Here is an 18,310-nt window from a genome sequence, read left to right as displayed (position 1 = left end):
TATTGTTGTTGAGATTGATAAAAGGCCGTCTGAATTTTCAGACGGCCTTTGTTTTTAATGGGTAAATTAAAAACCGCTAAACCCGATTATTTAGGTGCTCTGGACGGTTTGCTGAAACTTCCGCTGCCGGAAGTTTTCTTTTTGCCTTTGAATCCGCCGGCCGGTTTTTTTCCGAAACCGCCTTCGCCTTTGGGCTTGCCGCCGAATTTTTTATCGCCGGGTTTGCGGTCGCCGTAACTGCCTTTGCCGCCCCAGTTGCCTTTACCTTTCGGTTTGCCGGCGCCGGCTTTGTTGCGCTTGCGGGTCGGCTCCATGCCTTCGATGGTCATTTCAGGCAGTTTGCGGCCGATATATTTCTCGATCTTGTGTACTTTGACGTATTCGTTAACTTCGGCAAACGTGATGGCTAAGCCCGTGCGTCCGGCGCGTCCGGTACGGCCAATACGGTGAACGTAGTCTTCCGCTTGTTTGGGCAAGTCGTAGTTGATCACATGCGTGATGGTGGGGACGTCGATACCGCGTGCGGCAACATCGGTGGCGACCAAGATTTTGCAGCGGCCTTTGCGCAAATCCATCAATGTACGGTTACGCCAGCTTTGAGGCATGTCACCGTGCAGACAGTTGGCGGAAAAGCCTTTTTCGTACAACTCGTCTGCCAGCTGTTCGCTCATGACTTTGGTAGAAGTAAAGATAACGCATTGGTCAATGTTGGCATCGCGCAAGATGTGGTCAAGCAGGCGGTTTTTGTGGCGGAGATCGTCGCAATACAACAGCTGTTCTTCGATTTTGCCTTGCTCGTCAACGCGTTCGATTTCGACAATTTCCGGATTTTTGGTTAATTTGCGGGCCAGCTTGCCTACCGCTCCGTCCCAAGTAGCGGAAAACAATAAGGTTTGACGGCTTTCGGGTGTGGCGGCGACGATGGTTTCAATGTCGTCGATGAAACCCATATCCAGCATGCGGTCGGCTTCGTCCAAAATCAGCACTTCCAAGCGGTCGAAGCTGATACGGCCGCTGCGCATATGGTCCATCAGGCGTCCCGGTGTGGCAACAATCAGATCAACCGGGCGGTCCAATGCGCGGATTTGCGGGCCGAAAGATGAACCGCCGACTAAGGTAACGGTACGCAGCCATTTCATGTTTTTGGCATAGGTTTGCGCATTTTTTTCAACTTGCGCCGCCAATTCGCGTGTAGGCGTCAACACCAGCGCGCGCGGGCCTTTGCCGGGTTTGTCGCTGCGTTTGGTCAAGTGTTGCAGGGTCGGCAGTAGAAAAGCCGCGGTTTTGCCGGAGCCGGTTTGCGCGGAAGCCATGATATCGCGGTTGTTTAAAGCGTGGGGTACGGCTTGGGCTTGAATGGGAGTGGGGGATTCGTAACCTGCTGCTGTTAGGGCGGAAAGAATGTTTTTATCTAAGTTTAAGTCGGCAAATTTGATCGACATGGTTTTCCTGAAAGGAACAACAACGCATTCTGCCCGCTATCGGGCAGCCTGAAGCAATGGAACGGAAAAAGCAGTCCGCGACGGCGGAGATAACGTTGGTTGTCGCAAGCATGGTGCTTGTGGTTAACATCGGCGACAACCTGCAAGTCAGACTTATTTAAACTGATGTTTAAAAGAAAGAACGGGGAAAACCGTTTAAGGGTTGGCTGAAGACGATGGCTTCAATAAAGACGAGCCTGGATAATAAAGAGTTGTGTCCAAACGGTCAAGCGTAAAGGTGTTAAGTGCGGTAAAATGCGCGTTTTGATTAAACCGAGGCCGTCTGAAAGTAAAGCATGACCGACATTACACCGTTTGCCAACCGCTTGGGCAAAAACATCAAGCATTATCTGAAGTGGGCGCGCCGCAACGATATCGAAGCATGGCGCATATATGACCGTGATATTCCGCAGTTTCCTTTTGCCGTTGATGTTTACGGCGACCAGGTTCACTTGCAGGAATACGATACCGGCTGGCTGATGCAGCCTGAAGAATACGAAGCGTGGTTGGCTGAAGTGCTGGAAGCGGTTTCGTTTGTAACCGGGTTCGCACCTGAGCAAATTCATTTCAAACGCCGCGAGCGTCAAAAGGGGACGCAGCAGTATGAAAGAACCGGTAAGCAGGGCGAAGATTTTATTGTGACGGAAAACGGCCGTAAATTTTGGGTGAATTTGGATAAATATCTTGATACCGGCCTGTTTCTCGATCACCGCAATACCCGTAAAAGAGTCGGTGAGACGGCTTCGGGCAAGCGTTTTCTCAATCTTTTTTCCTACACGGGCAGTTTTACTGTTTATGCGGCGACAGGCGGTGCGGTAAGCAGTGAAACGGTAGACTTATCCAATACGTATTTAGATTGGGCCAAGCGTAATTTTGAATTGAACCAAATCGATACGGAACAGCACCAAATCATAAGGGCGGATGTGTTTCAGTATCTTCAGACGGCCTATGAACAAGGCAAACGGTTTGATTTGATTGTGATGGATCCGCCGAGTTTTTCCAACAGCAAAAAAATGCTCGATATTCTCGACATCCAACGCGACCATACGCGTTTGATAGACGGTGCGATGGATTTGCTGGATTCAGACGGCCTTTTGTTTTTTTCCAATAATCTGCGCAGCTTTGAATTGTGTGCAGGCGTGGCGGAAAAATATTCGGTAAAAGATGTTTCCAAACAATCGGTTCCGGACGATTTCCGCAATAAAAAGATTCATCAGTGTTGGGAAATACGGCATAAGCCCTGATTTTCAGACGGCCTTGATTAAAGCGGTGAGACGGGAAAGTATGAAAATGGTTTGGTGTGTGATTGGTATGGCGGTGCTCGGCGGCTGCGTTTATGCGGAAAGCCCTTACGGCCGTGTGGCGGTGGTGGATTGGCCGGTGCAGCGGCAAACGACGGTCAATAAAAATATTACTGTCCATGCACCGGCCGGCTCGACCGTAATTTATCAGGAGGCGCAGCCTTTGCCGGCGCGTTATCCGCAACGCTACATTGGCGATTAATATTTTCAGACGGCCTTCCGGAGGTATGGAAGGTTGTATAAGCGGGAGGCCGTCTGAAAAATCAGCAGGTTTTATCAGGAAAGGAGCAATCATGAAATTGCAAAGTATTTTATTGGTTTCGGCGGCATTAGTCGGCGGCTGTGTGTACGTTGATCCGAACGGCGGCATTTATGTCGATCCGAACGGCAGCTACCGTATCGATGTGGGCGACCGTTTTCCTGAAAGGAAAAGCGATGAGCGCAACAAGTATGATGAACGAAGGCACGAAGACCGCAGAAGCAGCGAACGTGATTCGGAACGCCGTTTGCCGAATACGGGCAGAACCGTGTTGATCGAAACCGACAGCGGTAAATGTCTCGACCGCAGCCGCAGCGGCTACAAAGGTTTGATTGCCTACTCTTGTCACGGTGACAGCAATCAACGCTTCAGCATCGTCGGCAACACCATCCGTGTGGAAGGTTTGTGCTTGGATGTGGCCGGCGACAAAGGCCATAACGGGGCGGAAGTGATTGCCTACCAATGCCACGGCGGCGACAATCAGAAATGGTATCGCGAGGGCCGCACTATCCGCAGCCGTTTGAACGGTAAATGTTTGGATGCGGGCAAATACGGCAGCCAAGTGCGTATGCACCGTTGTGACGGCAGCCGCGGCCAAGACTTCTATATTGTCAGACCTTAATTGATTTTTCAGACGGCCTCTTCAAGATTGAGGCCGTCTGTTTTTTGTTTTTCATTTTGTTACCGTATCACTGCAATCATGACTGAAATTTCCGTTTCCGCATTTGGTGCCGTTGCCGCACTGGTTCTTGCGATTTTCCTGATATTGAAAAAAGTTTCTCCTGCCTACGGCATGATGTTGGGCGCATTGGTCGGCGGTTTGGTCGGTGGAGCGGGTTTGGCAGAAACCGTCGCGCTGATGATACAGGGAGCGCAGGGCATTACTACGGCGGTCATGAGGATTTTGGCTGCGGGCGTGTTGGCCGGTGTGCTGATTGAATCGGGTGCGGCCGTTGTGATTGCGGAAACGATTGTGAAGCAACTCGGTGAAAAGCGCGCGCTGCTGGCGTTGGCATTGGCTGCGATGATGTTGACGGCAGTCGGCGTGTTTGTCGATGTTGCCGTGATTACTGCCGCACCGATTGCTTTGGCTTTGGCGCAAAGAGTCGATTTATCCAAGCAGGCTGTGTTGCTGGCCATGATTGGCGGCGGTAAAGCAGGCAATCTGATATCGCCGAATCCGAATGCGATTGCAGCGGCGGATACGTTTCAAGTGCCGTTGACTTCGGTAATGGCGGCGGGCATGGTGCCTGCGCTGTTGGGATTGGCGGTAACCTATGTTTTGGCCGGACGTTTGTCGGGCAAGGGCAGTAAAGTCGGCAGCGGGGAAGTGTCTTGGCAAAACAGGCAGGATTTGCCGTCTTTTTTGGCAGCGGTTGCCGCGCCGTTGACGGCTATTGTGCTGCTGGCTCTGCGTCCGCTGGCCGACATTAAAATTGATCCTTTGGTGGCGTTGCCGGCGGGCGGATTGGTTGGCGTGTTGGCGATGGGCAAATGGAAGCAGGCCAATCATTATGCGTTAAGCGGGCTGGCAAAAATGGCACCTGTTGCCATTATGCTGCTGGGTACGGGGGCTTTGGCCGGCATAATCGCGCATTCGAGTTTGAAAAATGTGTTGATTGAGCTGCTGACGGCATTAGGTTTGCCTGCTTATTTATTGGCTTCCGTTTCGGGTGCGATGATGTCGCTGGCAACAGCTTCGACAACTGCCGGTACGGTGGTGGCGTCGCAGGTATTCAGCGGCACTTTATTGGAGTTGGGTGTGGGTGCATTGGCCGGTGCGGCGATGATTCACGCTGGTGCAACCGTGTTCGACCATATGCCGCACGGTTCGTTTTTTCATGCTACCGGCGGCAGTGTGTCTATGGATATGAAAGAGCGTTTGAAGCTGATTCCTTATGAAAGTTTGGTCGGTTTGACGATGGCATCGGTATCGACACTGATTTACGGTATGTTCGGATAGGATAGTGCGATGAAGATAGTGATTGCGCCCGATTCGTTTAAGGAAAGTCTAAGCGCGGCGGAAGTGGCCGATGCGGTTGAAGCGGGTTTGAGAACGGTGTGGCCGGACGCGGAATATGTCAAAATTCCGATGGCAGACGGTGGAGAGGGCACGGTTCGGTCGTTGACGGATGCCACAGGCGGCGTATTGCATGAAGTTGAAGTGTGTGCGCCGTTGGGTGATAAAGTTAAAGCCGTATTCGGTGTTTCAGGAGACGGTAAAACGGCGGTGATCGAAATGGCCGCCGCATCGGGGCTGCATCTGGTGCCGTCTGAAAAACGCAATCCTATGCTGACCGGCAGTTACGGAACCGGCGAGCTGATTGCTGCGGCTTTGGACTTGGGTGTCGATAAAATTATTTTAGGCATTGGTGGCAGTGCCACCAATGACGGCGGGGCAGGTATGTTGCAGGCTTTGGGTGCGGTGCTGACGGATAAAAACGGTATGCCTATTGCATGTGGTGGCTCAGCTTTGTCGGAGTTGGCCGATATCGATTTAAACGGTTTGGACGGCCGTCTGAAAAATGTGCATATTGAAGTGGCTTGTGATGTCGGCAATCCTTTGTGTGGTCATAACGGTGCTTCGGCGGTATTCGGACCGCAAAAAGGCGCAACCCCTGATATGGTGGCGCGGCTGGATGCGGCTTTGTCGAATTTTGCCGCAGTAGTGCGCCGCGATACCGGCTTGGAGATTGCCGATACGCCCGGTTCGGGGGCGGCAGGCGGCATGGGCGCAGGTTTGCAACTGTTGCCGAATGTGGTATTGAAATCCGGTGTGCAGATTGTTATCGAAGCCGTCCGGCTGGCGGAACAGGTTAAAGATGCAGATTGGGTGATAACCGGCGAAGGGCGTATGGATGCGCAGAGTATTCAAGGTAAAACACCTGTGGGCGTGGCCCGTGCGGCCAAGCAGTTTGGCAAGCCTGTCATTGCTTTGGTGGGCAGTCTGGGCGATGATTATGCGGTGGTTTACGAGCACGGCATTGATGCGGTTTTCCCGATTATCCGTACGGCCGGAGGTTTGGAAACGGCATTGCGACAGGCGGAAGCAAATCTTCAATCCGCGGCCGGCAATATTGCACGTTTGTTGGATATGAAGTTATCGAAATAATGTTATGAAACGGTTGGAAATATGAATGCAATAATGAAAAAACTGGGTGTTGTCGCAATGTCGGCTTGGTTGTGTGCCTGCGGCCAAAGCGGAGAGCCTGCGGCACAAGAAGCGGTGCCGCCCAAGCCTGCGTTTACCGTCAAATATATAGATGAAGCGGTGGTGATGAATCGTATGCCGGTTAGCCTGCAGTCTGAGTTTTCAAAAGACGGAAAAGCTGTAGTACGCTTTGCTATCAACGGTTTGTCTGACGAAAATTTTATCGATTTGACCGGGGAGCACAGGGATAATGCCGAGTCTCTCGGCGGCAAATGTATGGAATATGCGGACGACGGCAAAAAACTGGGCTGGCCTGCCGGCGGTGTTTGCCATACCGCTTTCCGTGCTTTGGCCGATAATGTCGTGGCAGATGCCGATGCGGTAACGGCCTACCTGCTTGCCCATGCCGGGTTGCAGCCTTTATCGGATAAAGACACTTATGCCGCCGTTCAAGACGGACGTTATGTGCTGGATGTCGACAATACGGGTTTGTTTGCTTTCAGACGGAGATAAATCAATGTTCAGACGGCCTTGAGCCGTGTTGATAAGGCCGTCTGAAAAAGGCTTCACTGATGCGGATAGTACCGGATAACGGCAGCTGAAACGGTAAGCGCGTTAATGTGCCAAAAGTTTACCTGCTGTGTTGGCAGGTCGGTTAGCCTGCTTTTGAGATTAAATATTCCACCAGACCCGGCACGCCTTCGGCAGCCGTTTTGGAAATCACTTCAATATGCGGCAGCCGGGTTTGCGGCTTGGGGTCAACCAAATAGATTTCTGCCATCGGTTTGGCGTAATGCATGAGGGAGGCGGCGGGATAAACCTGTAAAGACGTGCCGACAATAATCAAAATATCGGCACGGGCAACGGTTTCCACTGCTTGTGGAAACAACGGTACGTCTTCACCGAACCAAACGATATGCGGACGCAGCGGATTTCCTCGGCTGTCGGTGTCGGTCGGGTTTTGCTTGCCGCGCCAGGCGATAATTTCGCTTTCATCGGTACAGCTTCTCAGCTTGTTCAATTCGCCGTGTAAATGCAGTACATGTTTGCTGCCGGCGCGCTCGTGAAGGTCGTCTACGTTTTGTGTAACGATTTCGACTTGGTAATGCCGTTCCAATTCAACCAAAGCCAAATGTGCCGCATTCGGCTCGGCAGCTTCGGCTTGTTCGCGGCGGAGGTTATAAAAATCAATCACCTTTTGCGGCTGATTTTGAAACGCTTCCGGCGTGCAGACTTCTTCAATCCGATAGCCTTCCCACAAACCGCCGGTATCGCGGAAAGTCTGTAAGCCGCTGTCGGCACTGATGCCGGCTCCACTTAATATGACACATGTTTTCATCACTACAGCCCTATATAAATTAAGACAAATATATTATTCCGAATCCGACAATGCGGGAAAAGGCCGTCTGAAAAAAATCATGTTTTTTCAGACGGCCTTTGTTGTTAAGCACAATTTAATGTCCGCTTAAGAAATCTGTCATTGCCGCACGTAAACGTATCAAGCCTTCTTCAACGTCTTCGTTGTTGAGCAGCAGACTGGGGGCAAGACGCAAAACATTGCTGCCGGCAACCAGAACCATCAATCCGTGTTTTAGGGCAACTTGGGTTAGCACTGCTGCCTGATTTTCGTAACCTTCGGCTAATACACAGCCGATCAGCAGGCCTTTACCGCGAACGGTTTGGAATAAGCCGGTTTCTTTGCCGAGTTCTGCTAAGCCGGTTTGCAGTTTTTCGCTTTGTTTTTCGATATTCCGATACGTCGCTTCGTTGTGAATCAGATCGAAAGCACGGCTGCCGACGGCACAAGCCAAAGGGTTGCCGCCGAATGTGGAGCCGTGAGTACCCGGTCCGAAGCTGGGCGCGATTTTGTCGGTGGTCAACATGGCACCGATCGGAAAGCCGCAACCTAAGGCTTTGGCACTGCTGAGGATATCGGGAACAATACCGTAATGTTCGTAGGCAAACAGCTTGCCGCTGCGCCCCATACCGGTTTGCACTTCGTCTAAAATCAGCAAGGCGTGGTGCCGGTTGCACAGACGGCGTGCGGTTTGAAGAAACTCGCGTTCTGCTGGTAAAACGCCGCTTTCGCCCTGAACCGGCTCGATAATCACGGCGCAAGTGCGTTCGCTGACTGCAACTTCTAAGGCGGAAATATCGTTAAAAGGAATATGGGTAATGGCTGGCGGCAGGGGAGCGAAATCTTGGCTGTATTTCGGTTGGCCGCCGACTGAAACGGTAAACAGTGTGCGTCCGTGAAAGCCGTTGATGCAGGCGATGATTTCGCATTTTTCCGGGCCGTAATGGTCTCGCGCATATTTTCTCGCCAGTTTGAGTGCGGCTTCATTGGCTTCCGCGCCGGAGTTGCAGAAAAATACTTTGTCGGCAAAAGTATGCTCAACCAGTTTTCTTGCTAAATCTTGAGCCGGAAGCGTGGTGTAGATATTGGAAACATGCCACATTTTTTGGGCTTGTTCGGTTAAGGTTTTGACCAATTCGGGATGGCAATGTCCCAAAGCATTGACTGCAATACCGCCCGCCCAGTCTATATATTCTTTGCCCTCCGTGTCCCAGAGGCGGCTGCCGAGTGCGCGGTCGGGGATAACGGGAGCAAAAGAAAAATTGGGAGTCAGGTAGTTTTGCATGTCGAAATATCCTTCGTTCTGATCAATAAAAGATTGCGCTGATTATGCGCCGATTGTTGACAATTTTCAATATTGCCGAAGCCGGAATCCGACTGCTTGAGCCATGGCGGTATAGGGCTGAAGATACAATCAGGCCGTCTGAAAATTTCAACTCTAAACGGCTTTAAAGTTATATTTTCAGACGGCCTGTTTATATATGTTAAGCCTCTAAAAGCGGTTTAAGCTTCCAGATTTTTTCTGTACAACACCAAGAGTTTGCCGATGTGTTGTACCAATTGAGCGTCCACCGCTTCGCATAACGCGTTGCAGATTTCGATGCGTTCTTCACGGTCGTCGCCGAGTACCCTTACTTTGATCAACTCGTGTGCCGTCAGTGCGGAGTCGGTTTCTTTAATAACGGAATCGGTTAAGCCGTGTTGGCCGATCATCACCACAGGGTTGAGATGATGTGCCTGAGCTTTGAGCTCGAGAATTTGTTTTGTGCTGAGTTTGTCTGTCATTTTTATCGTTTGAAATAATTGGCAAAGCGTCTATTGTACGTTAATTAGCGGCGTTTCGGGAGAAAATAACGTACAATGGGCGCTTTGTGTAAATTGTTCGGAAAATTATGGCAGTCCGTTCCAAATCCTCCAAAGCATGGCTGAACGAGCATGTAAATGATCATTATGTGCATATGGCACAAAAAGACGGCTATCGTGCACGTGCGGCTTATAAGCTTTTGGAAATCAATGAAAAAGATAAGTTAATCAAACCGGGTACGATTTTGGCGGACTTAGGCAGTGCGCCGGGCAGTTGGTCTCAAGTCGCGGCAAAATTGGTCGGTAAAAACGGACAGGTTTTCGCATTGGATATCCTTCCGATGGACGATATCGAAGGCGTATCGTTTATTCAGGGCGACTTCCGTGAAGAACAAGTATTAAACCAATTTGAATCGTTATTGGATAACCGCCTCTTAGACCTTGTAATTTGCGATATGGCACCCAATATGTCGGGAAATGCGGTAACTGATCAGGCACGTAGTTTTTATTTGTGCGAATTGGCGCTGGATTTCGCCTCCGAGCATTTGAAAACGGGCGGTAATTTTCTGGTAAAAGTATTTCAGGGAGCGGGCTATCAGGAGTATATGGCTGCGATGCGCGAAGTATTCGTTACGGTACAGACGCGCAAGCCGGAAGCTTCTCGCAATCGCTCCAGTGAGATTTATTTATTAGGTAAAAATAAACGCTGACAAGGCGCATGGCCTGATTTACAATCCGTTTCTATTATTCAATCCTTATTCATTAATGGAGCCTGTTTCAGTGGGGAATACCATCAAAAATCTATTGGTCTGGTTGGTGTTGGGTGTCTGCCTGATGGCGGCATACAATGCCGTCACCGAAAATCGCGACAGTAAGCAGCAGATTGAATATTCGCAGTTTATCGAGCAAGTCAATAAAGGCGAGGTTGCCAGCGTCAATATTGAAGGTTCGGTAGTCAGCGGTTATTTGATCAAAGGCGAGCGGGCGGATAAGAGCCAGTTCTTTACCAATGCGCCGTTGGATGACAATTTGGTTCAGACGCTGTTGGATAAAAAAGTCCGCGTTAAAGTTACTCCGGAAGAAAAACCGAGTATGCTGGCCAGTCTGTTTTTCAGCTTGTTGCCGGTGATGCTGCTGATTGCCGCATGGTTTTATTTCATGCGTATGCAGAGTGGCGGAGGCGGTAAGGGCGGTGCGTTTTCGTTCGGTAAAAGCCGTGCCAAATTATTGGACAAAGATACCAATAAAGTTACTTTTGCCGATGTGGCCGGTTGCGATGAAGCGAAAGAAGAAGTTCAGGAAATCGTTGATTACCTGAAAGCGCCGAACCGTTATCAAAGTTTGGGCGGCCGAGTTCCCCGCGGTATTTTGCTGGCAGGTAGTCCGGGTACCGGTAAAACCTTGTTGGCCAAAGCTATTGCCGGTGAGGCAGGCGTACCGTTTTTCAGTATCTCCGGCTCTGATTTCGTGGAAATGTTTGTCGGCGTAGGTGCTTCCCGTGTTCGCGATATGTTCGAGCAGGCGAAGAAAAACTCGCCGTGCATTATCTTTATCGACGAGATTGATGCCGTAGGCCGTCAGCGCGGTGCCGGTTTAGGTGGCGGTAACGACGAACGCGAACAGACACTGAACCAATTGTTGGTTGAGATGGACGGCTTTGAAAGTAATCAAACCGTGATTGTGATTGCGGCTACCAACCGTCCTGATGTGTTGGATCCTGCGTTGCAGCGTCCGGGCCGTTTCGACCGTCAGGTTGTGGTTCCGTTGCCGGATATTCGCGGTCGCGAACAAATTTTAAAAGTACATGCGAAGAAAGTGCCTTTGGATGTTTCCGTGGATTTAAACTCGCTGGCTCGCGGCACGCCCGGTTTTTCGGGTGCGGATTTGGCCAACTTGGTGAATGAAGCCGCGCTGTTTGCTGGCCGTCGCAATAAGACTAAAGTTGACCAAAGCGATTTTGAAGATGCCAAAGACAAAATCTACATGGGTCCTGAGCGCCGCAGCATGGTGATGCACGAAGATGAAAAACGTGCAACTGCCTACCATGAATCGGGTCACGCTATCGTTGCGGAGAGTTTGGAAGGCACCGATCCTGTTCACAAAGTGACCATTATGCCGCGCGGCCGTGCATTGGGCTTGACTTGGCAGCTGCCGGAACGCGACCGCATCAGCATGTACAAAGATCAAATGCTGAACCAAATTTCGATTCTGTTTGGCGGACGCATTGCCGAAGATATTTTTGTCGGCCGTATTTCTACCGGTGCTTCGAATGACTTTGAGCGTGCAACACAAATTGCCCGTGAAATGGTTACCCGTTACGGTATGAGCGACAAAATGGGTGTGATGGTGTATGCGGAAAATGAAGGTGAAGTATTCTTGGGCCGCTCGATTACCCGCTCTCAGCATATTTCGGAGAAAACCCAACAGAAAGTGGATGCGGAAATCCGCCGTATTCTGGACGAGCAATACGCTATTGCTTATCAGATTTTGGATCAAAACCGCGATAAGATGGAAACCATGTGCAAAGCTTTGATGGATTGGGAGACCATCGACCGTGATCAAGTATTGGAGATTATGGCAGGTAAGCAGCCTAGTCCGCCGAAAGATTACAGCCACAATATCCGTAGCGATGCGGATGCCGTTTCAGAGCCTGCCAAGGAAGTACGGGTGTTAGATCAAAAAAACGATCAGTCTGAAGCTCAAAGTTCCGCGACTGAAATTAAGGTCGCAGATAGCAGTGCAACGGATGCGGCAGGGGCTGATACTGATTCACAAAACAACAGCAACAAACTGTAAAAGTGAAACTTTAAAAGAGGCCGTCTGAAAATTTTCAGACGGCCTCTTTTATATTTACATTTATAATGTTTGTCGGAAAAGTTTTAGTTTTAAAGGTAAAGATTATGCAGGCATATCAATGGCATTGCGGCCGTTTTAAATTAGAGTTGTCGCAACCGCAAATTATGGGGATTGTAAATGCAACACCGGATTCTTTTTCAGACGGCGGCCTGTATTCAAAAAATATCGGCTCAGCTTTAAAGCACGCTGAACAATTACTGAAAGACGGTGCCGATATTTTGGATATTGGCGGAGAATCTACTCGTCCGGGTTCGGATGAAGTGGCGGTTGAAGAAGAATGGAGCAGGCTTGAACCTGTTTTGGCAGAACTGATAACGTGGAATATTCCGTTAAGCGTCGATACCCGTCGGACTTGGGTGATGGAAAAGGTTTTGGAGAACGGCTATGCAGACATTATCAACGATGTAGCAGCATTGACTGATGAAGGTGCGGTATCTTGTTTGGCTTCTTATCAAGATATTGGGATTTGTTTGATGCATATGCAGGGTGCCCCAAAAACCATGCAGCAAAATCCCCAATATCATGATGTGGTTCGAGAAGTGGCTGATTTTCTTGCTGAACGCGTTGCTGAATGCAGCCGCGCAGGAATCCGGAAAGACAGGATTGTTTTAGATCCGGGCTTCGGCTTCGGAAAAACCTTGCAGCATAATATCGAATTGATGAAACATTTGAATGAATTCGATACTCTAATCCAATTACCTTTATTGGTCGGCGTGTCCAGAAAACGCATGATTGGCGAGCTGACCGGAGTGGAGAATCCGCTTGAGCGCGTAACAGGCAGCGTTGCTGCCGCGTTGGCAGCATTGGCAAGGGGCGCACAGGTTATACGCGTGCATGATGTAAAGGAAACCGTTGAGGCGGTAAAAGTATGGCGGGCATTAGGCGTATCTGTTTGAAGGAAAACAAACGGTGTGCGACATGTCTGTGAAACGCTAAATTGACAGCATGCAAGTAGGATTCTTCTGTTTATTGGGTTATATCAAGAAAATGTAAAGCTGTTTTGAAATGTTTGGAAGAGGCTATCCGGCTGCTTTACAATATCGTCAGACTTTGAATGGAGTTTCTCATGGCAAAAAAATATTTCGGTACCGATGGTGTGCGAGGTGAAGTAGGGCAGTTTCCGATTACGCCTGATTTCGTATTGAAGTTGGGTTATGCGGCAGGTCAGGTTTTGGTAAGACACGAAAGCGACCACAAGCCGACGGTTCTGATCGGTAAAGACACCCGTATTTCAGGCTATATGCTGGAAGCAGCGCTGATTGCGGGTTTTACTGCAGCGGGAGTCAATGTGATTCAGACCGGTCCGTTGCCGACACCCGGTGTGGCTTATCTGACCCGTGCATTGCGTTTGTCCGCAGGCGTCATGATTTCCGCATCGCATAATGTGTATTCCGACAACGGTATCAAATTTTTTGCCGAAGGCGGTGTTAAGTTGAGTGATGAAGTCGAGATGGAAATCGAAGCCCAGATCGACAAAGAAATGAAAACCTTACCTTCTGTGAGATTGGGTCGTGCCCGCCGTATCAACGGATCGGATGACCGCTATATCGAGTTTTGTAAGTCGACTTTTCCGGCCCACTTGGATTTGCGCGGATTAAAATTGGTGGTGGATACGGCTAACGGTGCGGGTTATCACGTTGCACCGAAAGTATTCCACGAATTGGGCGCGGAAGTGGTGTCTATCGGTGATGAGCCGAACGGCTACAATATCAATGATAAAGTCGGCGCAACCCATCCCAAGGCTTTGCAGGCAGCCGTATTGCAGAATGAAGCCGATTACGGCATTGCTTTGGACGGCGACGGCGACCGTGTGATTATGGTTGACCGTCACGGCAAAGTTTACGACGGCGACAGCTTGATTTATGTGATTGCCAAGGCAAGAGTACACGAAGGCGTGAATATTGGCGGTGTGGTCGGAACGGTCATGACCAATATGGCGATGGAAGTAGCTTTGCGCGATCAGGGTATCGAGTTTTGCCGTGCCAAAGTCGGCGACCGTTATGTTTTGGAACAGCTCCAACAGCGCGGTTGGCTGATCGGCGGTGAAGCCAGCGGTCATGTGTTGTGCATGGATAAACACAATACCGGCGACGGCACGATTTCCGCTTTGCAGGTGTTGGCGGCACTCAGAACCCTGCAACAAGACTTGGCTACCGTGTGTGCCGAGTGGCAGCCTTATCCGCAAACCATGATTAATGTCCGTCTGAAAAAAGGCCAAGATTGGCAAAAAGCTTCCGAAGAAGCATTGAAAGAAGTGGAAGCGGAATTGGAAGGCAAAGGCCGTGTGGTATTGCGTGCTTCGGGTACCGAACCTGTTGTGCGTGTGATGGTTGAAGCCAAACAGGCGGATTTGGCTAAAAAAGGTGCGGAGCGTATTGCTGCCGCTATCGAACAGCAATAAGCTGTTTAGGGCAGTCTGTCTGAATTGTTAGGGCAGACTGCCGTTGTTTTGTTAGAATAACGATTTTATTACAGGGATAATCGAACCGATGTTCGCCATTTTGGAAGCATTTTTTACCCAATACGGATATGCAGCCGTTTTTCTGGTTTTGGTTGCGTGCGGGTTTGGTGTGCCGATTCCTGAAGACATTACGCTGGTTACTGGCGGTGTGATTTCCGGTTTGGGTTATGCAAATGTCCATATTATGGTGGTAGTCGGTATGCTCGGCGTGTTGGTCGGCGACGGTTTGATGTTTGCGGCAGGGCGGATTTACGGGCATAAAATTCTGAAAGTACGCTTTATTGCCAAGATTATGACACCCAAGCGTTATGCTCAGGTGCAGGAAAAATTTGATAAATACGGCAACCGTGTTTTATTTGTCGCCCGTTTTTTACCGGGCTTGCGTACGCCGATTTATATTACTGCCGGTATCAGCCGTAAGATTTCATACTGGCAGTTTTTGATGATGGACGGTTTTGCCGCTTTGATTTCCGTTCCCGTTTGGGTTTATTTGGGCGATTACGGTGCGCAACAAACCGATTGGCTGATGGAAAAAGTACATCAATTTCAATCGGTGCTGTTTATTGTTTTAGGCTTGGGGGCGTTGGTAATACTGTATTTTTGGTGGAAGAAACGGCAGCGTATCCGTTTTTACCGTCAAAAATTGTCCGAGCTTCGAGAGAAGCGGAGAATGGCAAAAAAACTGAATAATATCGATAACAATCATGCTGATAACGGATAAACTGCTATAAAATTTATCTTGAAGGCCGTCTGAAATAACCGAATAATTTTCAGACGGCCTCAATATATTGATATTGAAGGTAATATTTTGCCGTGATAAGGAAGCTTGACGGCATACTATTGCAATCTGTTTACAGCGTTTTTTGGTTTTTTTATTTTCTCCGGCTTTGATTTTTCAGGTTGGTTGTATTGATTTGGGAACATGAATATGAGTAATAAAATTTACGGTGACGGTGCTTTCCGCCGGGAAGGTCTGATGGGCAGTATTGTCGAGAATACCTATGCGGGTGCGTTATCGTTTATGCGCCGCACATACACGCGCAATTTGGAAGGTGCGGATGTTGTGGTTTCGGGTGTGCCTTTGGATTTGGCCACTACATTCCGTCCGGGTGCGCGCTTGGGGCCTGCCGCCATCCGTGCGGCCAGCGTGCAGCTTGCCGAACTGAATCTGTTTCCGTGGGGATTTGATCCGTTTGACGATTTGGCGGTGATCGATTACGGCGATTGCTGGTTTGATGCACACCAGCCGTGGACGATTCGCGAAACCATCGTTCAACATGCGCGCGATATTATCCGGAATTCCAATGCCAAAATGCTGACTTTCGGCGGCGACCACTACATTACCTATCCTCTGTTGCAAGCCCATGCAGAGAAATACGGCAAACCTTTGAGCCTGCTGCATTTTGATGCGCATTGCGATACTTGGCCGGACGATGCCGAAGAATCGCTCAATCACGGTACGATGTTTTACAAAGCAGTGAAAAACGGTTTGATTGACCCGAAAACTTCCGCGCAGGTCGGTATCCGTACTTGGAACAGCGATTTCATGGGAATGAATATGCTGTTTGCCCCGTGGATTAATGAAAACGGCGTGGAAGCAACCGTAAAACGGATTTACGATGTTATCGGTGATAATCCGGTTTACCTGACGTTCGACATTGACTGTTTGGATCCTGCATTTGCACCGGGTACGGGTACGCCGGTACCCGGCGGATTAAATTCGCATACGGCTTTGAGCATTATCCGCAGCTTGGGCGATTTGAATATTGTCGGTATGGATGTTGTGGAAGTGGCACCGGCTTATGACAATGCCGAGATTACGGCGATTGCGGCGGCACATGTGGCGGCGGATATGCTGTGTCTGATGCGCAATAAAAAAGTAAACGGGAAATGGTAAACAGTTGAATCAACAGGCCGTCTGAAATTCAGACGGCCTCTCTTTACGGGAAGCAAATGAAACAGCGGATTTTTGTATTGTATACGGGCGGAACCATCGGCATGAGCCAAAGCCCGGAAGGTCTGAAACCGGATACGGCGTTGGCGGAAAAAGCATTGCAGCCGTTTGCGGAACGATGGGATTTCGATTGGCATATCTGTACGCCCCTGATTGATTCTTCGGCAGTAACTTTGTCAAACTGGCAGCAATGGCTGAATATTTTGGCGGACAAGATTGCCGATTATGACGGTATTTTGATTTTGCACGGCACGGATACGCTGGCTTATACCGCCAATATATTGACTTTGTTTTTGCAGGATTTGGATAAGCCGGTGGTTTTAACCGGTTCGCAATGGCCGTTTGGTACAGAAAACAGTGATGCGCCTTTTAACTTGGCTACGGCTGTTGCCGCGTTTGATATTCCAGATTTTGCCGGTGTGGCTTTGGCTTTTAACGGTAAACTTTTTCCGGCCGTCGGCAGCAGTAAAGTCAGCACGGAAGATGCTGACGGCTTTCTCAATGCCCATTTCGGCGTTTTGGGCGAGTGGTCGGCGCAGACAGGTTGGCAAAATCCGGCTGTGAGGCCGTCTGAAAAATCAGGCCGTCTGAAAATTTTTAATTTGGACACGAAAGCAAAAGTTGTTTGCCATACTTTAATTCCGGGTTTTTCGGTTCAGGAAATTTCAGACGGCCTGTTGCATTCCCAAGCGGGTGCGGTGGTTTTGCAGAGCTACGGGCACGGCAACGCGCCGAGCAATGAAGCATTGATTAGCGCGGTACGGTCGTTTACAGCGCGCGGCGGTTTGGTGCTGAATATCAGCCAAGTTCAGAAAGGCTGCGCAGAAGCCGTGTATGCACAAGGCAGTGCGTTGCGTCATGCCGGTGTCGTAAATGGTGGCAAGGCCAATCTGGAAACCGCCACGGCCTTGCTGACATTGGCGGTTTCGCAGGCATGGAATAGCAAACAGCTTCAGACGGCCTTATCGGAACTGGATTTGGTTTAAATGCCGGGTTTGCGATTGAAAAATTGCTGAATCGCATTATATTCAATGCAGATTTTTGTTTGATTGAGAACAAGCCGTGATGAAAAGTTTTATCCGTTTGATGCTGTTGGCGGTGTTGATGGCCGCCGTAGCTTATGCCGCTTGGTTTGCAAGGGGGCAGGCCGATCGAAACCGGCCGCTTCACCAAGTGTTGGACAGCACTGCCGTTTTGGCGCAAATCCGCCATCTCAACCGCTTGGAAAGCACGTCTTTCCATATCGATACCGTGATCAAAACACAGAAACAGGGCAATTGGTATGCCTTGTGGCAAGATGCGCAAACCGGTTTGTTTATCGCGCGCGGCAGCGTGGTGGCCGGCGTGGACTTGAATAAATTAAGCCGGGATAATGTCGATATTCTCGACGATAGGGTAATCATCAAGTTGCCGCCCGTAGAAATTCTGAGCGTCAGTCTAGACAATATCGAAGTTTACGACATGAAAACCGGCTCGTTGAATCTGCATCCGGCAGACCACAGCGTTTTGGAAACCGTGCAGACCCAAGCCAAGCAGCAGGTGTTGGCCAGTGCCTGTGAGGCAAAAATTCTGGAGCATGCGCAAACTCAGGTGCAACAGCAGTTGGAAACCCTGTTTGCGTTGACACAGACAAAAGTGTCTGTTTATCCTGCTGCTGTACCGGTATGCAAGGTAAATTGATTTTTGT

18 protein-coding genes are annotated in these 18,310 nt (G+C 49.7%); 14 read left to right on the top strand and 4 right to left on the bottom strand.

The features are described from left to right. Nucleotides 1-86 precede the first annotated feature (86 nt). Nucleotides 87-1,442, bottom strand: coding sequence for a DEAD/DEAH box helicase (locus EL309_RS00645; RefSeq protein WP_004284627.1), 1,356 nt, complete (start codon nucleotides 1,440-1,442; stop codon nucleotides 87-89). 335 nt (nucleotides 1,443-1,777) lie between these two features. Between EL309_RS00645 and EL309_RS00640 the strand changes: the two genes are divergently transcribed. The 6 genes from EL309_RS00640 to EL309_RS00615 all read left to right on the top strand — a co-directional run bounded on the left by EL309_RS00640 (nucleotide 1,778) and on the right by EL309_RS00615 (nucleotide 6,705). Continuing rightward, entirely contained in the window at nucleotides 1,778-2,725 is a 948-nt protein-coding gene (locus EL309_RS00640) for a class I SAM-dependent methyltransferase (RefSeq protein WP_004284628.1), read from the top strand. Nucleotides 2,726-2,765: 40 nt separating this feature from the next. After that, nucleotides 2,766-2,984, top strand: a complete 219-nt coding sequence (locus tag EL309_RS00635; RefSeq protein WP_004284629.1) for a hypothetical protein — start codon at nucleotides 2,766-2,768, stop codon at nucleotides 2,982-2,984. Nucleotides 2,985-3,075: 91 nt separating this feature from the next. Continuing rightward, nucleotides 3,076-3,663 (top strand): RICIN domain-containing protein, encoded by a 588-nt coding sequence (locus EL309_RS00630; protein WP_004284630.1) that lies wholly within the window; start codon nucleotides 3,076-3,078, stop codon nucleotides 3,661-3,663. A gap of 78 nt (nucleotides 3,664-3,741) precedes the next feature. After that, on the top strand, nucleotides 3,742-5,004 hold the full coding sequence (locus tag EL309_RS00625; RefSeq protein ID WP_004284631.1) for a GntP family permease: 1,263 nt from the start codon (nucleotides 3,742-3,744) through the stop codon (nucleotides 5,002-5,004). A 9-nt stretch (nucleotides 5,005-5,013) separates the two neighbouring features. Next, nucleotides 5,014-6,153 carry a glycerate kinase gene (locus EL309_RS00620; RefSeq protein ID WP_040669963.1) on the top strand — a complete coding sequence of 380 codons (1,140 nt, stop codon included), beginning with the start codon at nucleotides 5,014-5,016 and terminating at the stop codon, nucleotides 6,151-6,153. A gap of 21 nt (nucleotides 6,154-6,174) precedes the next feature. Further along, entirely contained in the window at nucleotides 6,175-6,705 is a 531-nt protein-coding gene (locus tag EL309_RS00615; RefSeq protein ID WP_232014423.1) for a hypothetical protein, read from the top strand. 142 nt (nucleotides 6,706-6,847) lie between these two features. On the opposite strand, the gene EL309_RS00610 is transcribed toward EL309_RS00615, so the two are convergent. From EL309_RS00610 to yhbY, 3 genes are all read right to left on the bottom strand, one after another. Further along, nucleotides 6,848-7,531: an SIR2 family NAD-dependent protein deacylase gene (locus EL309_RS00610; protein WP_004284634.1), complete on the bottom strand. Its 684-nt coding sequence runs from the start codon at nucleotides 7,529-7,531 to the stop codon at nucleotides 6,848-6,850. Between the two features lie 115 nt (nucleotides 7,532-7,646). After that, nucleotides 7,647-8,834: an acetylornithine/succinyldiaminopimelate transaminase gene (locus EL309_RS00605; RefSeq protein WP_004284636.1), complete on the bottom strand. Its 1,188-nt coding sequence runs from the start codon at nucleotides 8,832-8,834 to the stop codon at nucleotides 7,647-7,649. A gap of 218 nt (nucleotides 8,835-9,052) precedes the next feature. After that, nucleotides 9,053-9,334, bottom strand: a complete 282-nt coding sequence (yhbY, locus tag EL309_RS00600) for a ribosome assembly RNA-binding protein YhbY (protein WP_004284638.1) — start codon at nucleotides 9,332-9,334, stop codon at nucleotides 9,053-9,055. A gap of 107 nt (nucleotides 9,335-9,441) precedes the next feature. Here yhbY and EL309_RS00595 point away from each other — a divergent pair, with 107 nt between their 5' ends. The 8 genes from EL309_RS00595 to EL309_RS00560 all read left to right on the top strand — a co-directional run bounded on the left by EL309_RS00595 (nucleotide 9,442) and on the right by EL309_RS00560 (nucleotide 18,303). Next, the gene (locus EL309_RS00595; protein ID WP_004284639.1) at nucleotides 9,442-10,062 is read left to right on the top strand and encodes an RlmE family RNA methyltransferase; all 621 of its coding nucleotides are present in this window, start codon (nucleotides 9,442-9,444) and stop codon (nucleotides 10,060-10,062) included. Between the two features lie 70 nt (nucleotides 10,063-10,132). Then, nucleotides 10,133-12,148, top strand: coding sequence for an ATP-dependent zinc metalloprotease FtsH (ftsH, locus tag EL309_RS00590; RefSeq protein ID WP_036494148.1), 2,016 nt, complete (start codon nucleotides 10,133-10,135; stop codon nucleotides 12,146-12,148). Nucleotides 12,149-12,252: 104 nt separating this feature from the next. After that, a complete protein-coding gene (gene folP, locus EL309_RS00585; RefSeq protein WP_036494165.1) occupies nucleotides 12,253-13,104 on the top strand; it encodes a dihydropteroate synthase in 852 nt (283 codons plus the stop codon). Between the two features lie 170 nt (nucleotides 13,105-13,274). Further along, a complete protein-coding gene (glmM, locus tag EL309_RS00580) occupies nucleotides 13,275-14,609 on the top strand; it encodes a phosphoglucosamine mutase (protein WP_004284644.1) in 1,335 nt (444 codons plus the stop codon). Between the two features lie 88 nt (nucleotides 14,610-14,697). After that, the gene (locus EL309_RS00575; protein WP_004284645.1) at nucleotides 14,698-15,390 is read left to right on the top strand and encodes a DedA family protein; all 693 of its coding nucleotides are present in this window, start codon (nucleotides 14,698-14,700) and stop codon (nucleotides 15,388-15,390) included. Between the two features lie 207 nt (nucleotides 15,391-15,597). Beyond that, complete coding sequence (speB, locus tag EL309_RS00570) at nucleotides 15,598-16,566, top strand: agmatinase (RefSeq protein ID WP_172795927.1); 969 nt, start codon at nucleotides 15,598-15,600, stop codon at nucleotides 16,564-16,566. 56 nt (nucleotides 16,567-16,622) lie between these two features. Continuing rightward, nucleotides 16,623-17,609, top strand: a complete 987-nt coding sequence (locus tag EL309_RS00565; RefSeq protein WP_004284647.1) for an asparaginase — start codon at nucleotides 16,623-16,625, stop codon at nucleotides 17,607-17,609. A 79-nt stretch (nucleotides 17,610-17,688) separates the two neighbouring features. Then, nucleotides 17,689-18,303 (top strand): DUF4230 domain-containing protein, encoded by a 615-nt coding sequence (locus EL309_RS00560; protein ID WP_004284648.1) that lies wholly within the window; start codon nucleotides 17,689-17,691, stop codon nucleotides 18,301-18,303. Nucleotides 18,304-18,310: the final 7 nt, after the last annotated feature.

The sequence above is a fragment of the Neisseria weaveri genome, from assembly GCF_900638685.1.
Taxonomy (GTDB): domain Bacteria; phylum Pseudomonadota; class Gammaproteobacteria; order Burkholderiales; family Neisseriaceae; genus Neisseria; species Neisseria weaveri.
This window is presented reverse-complemented; position numbering and strand designations above follow the sequence as displayed.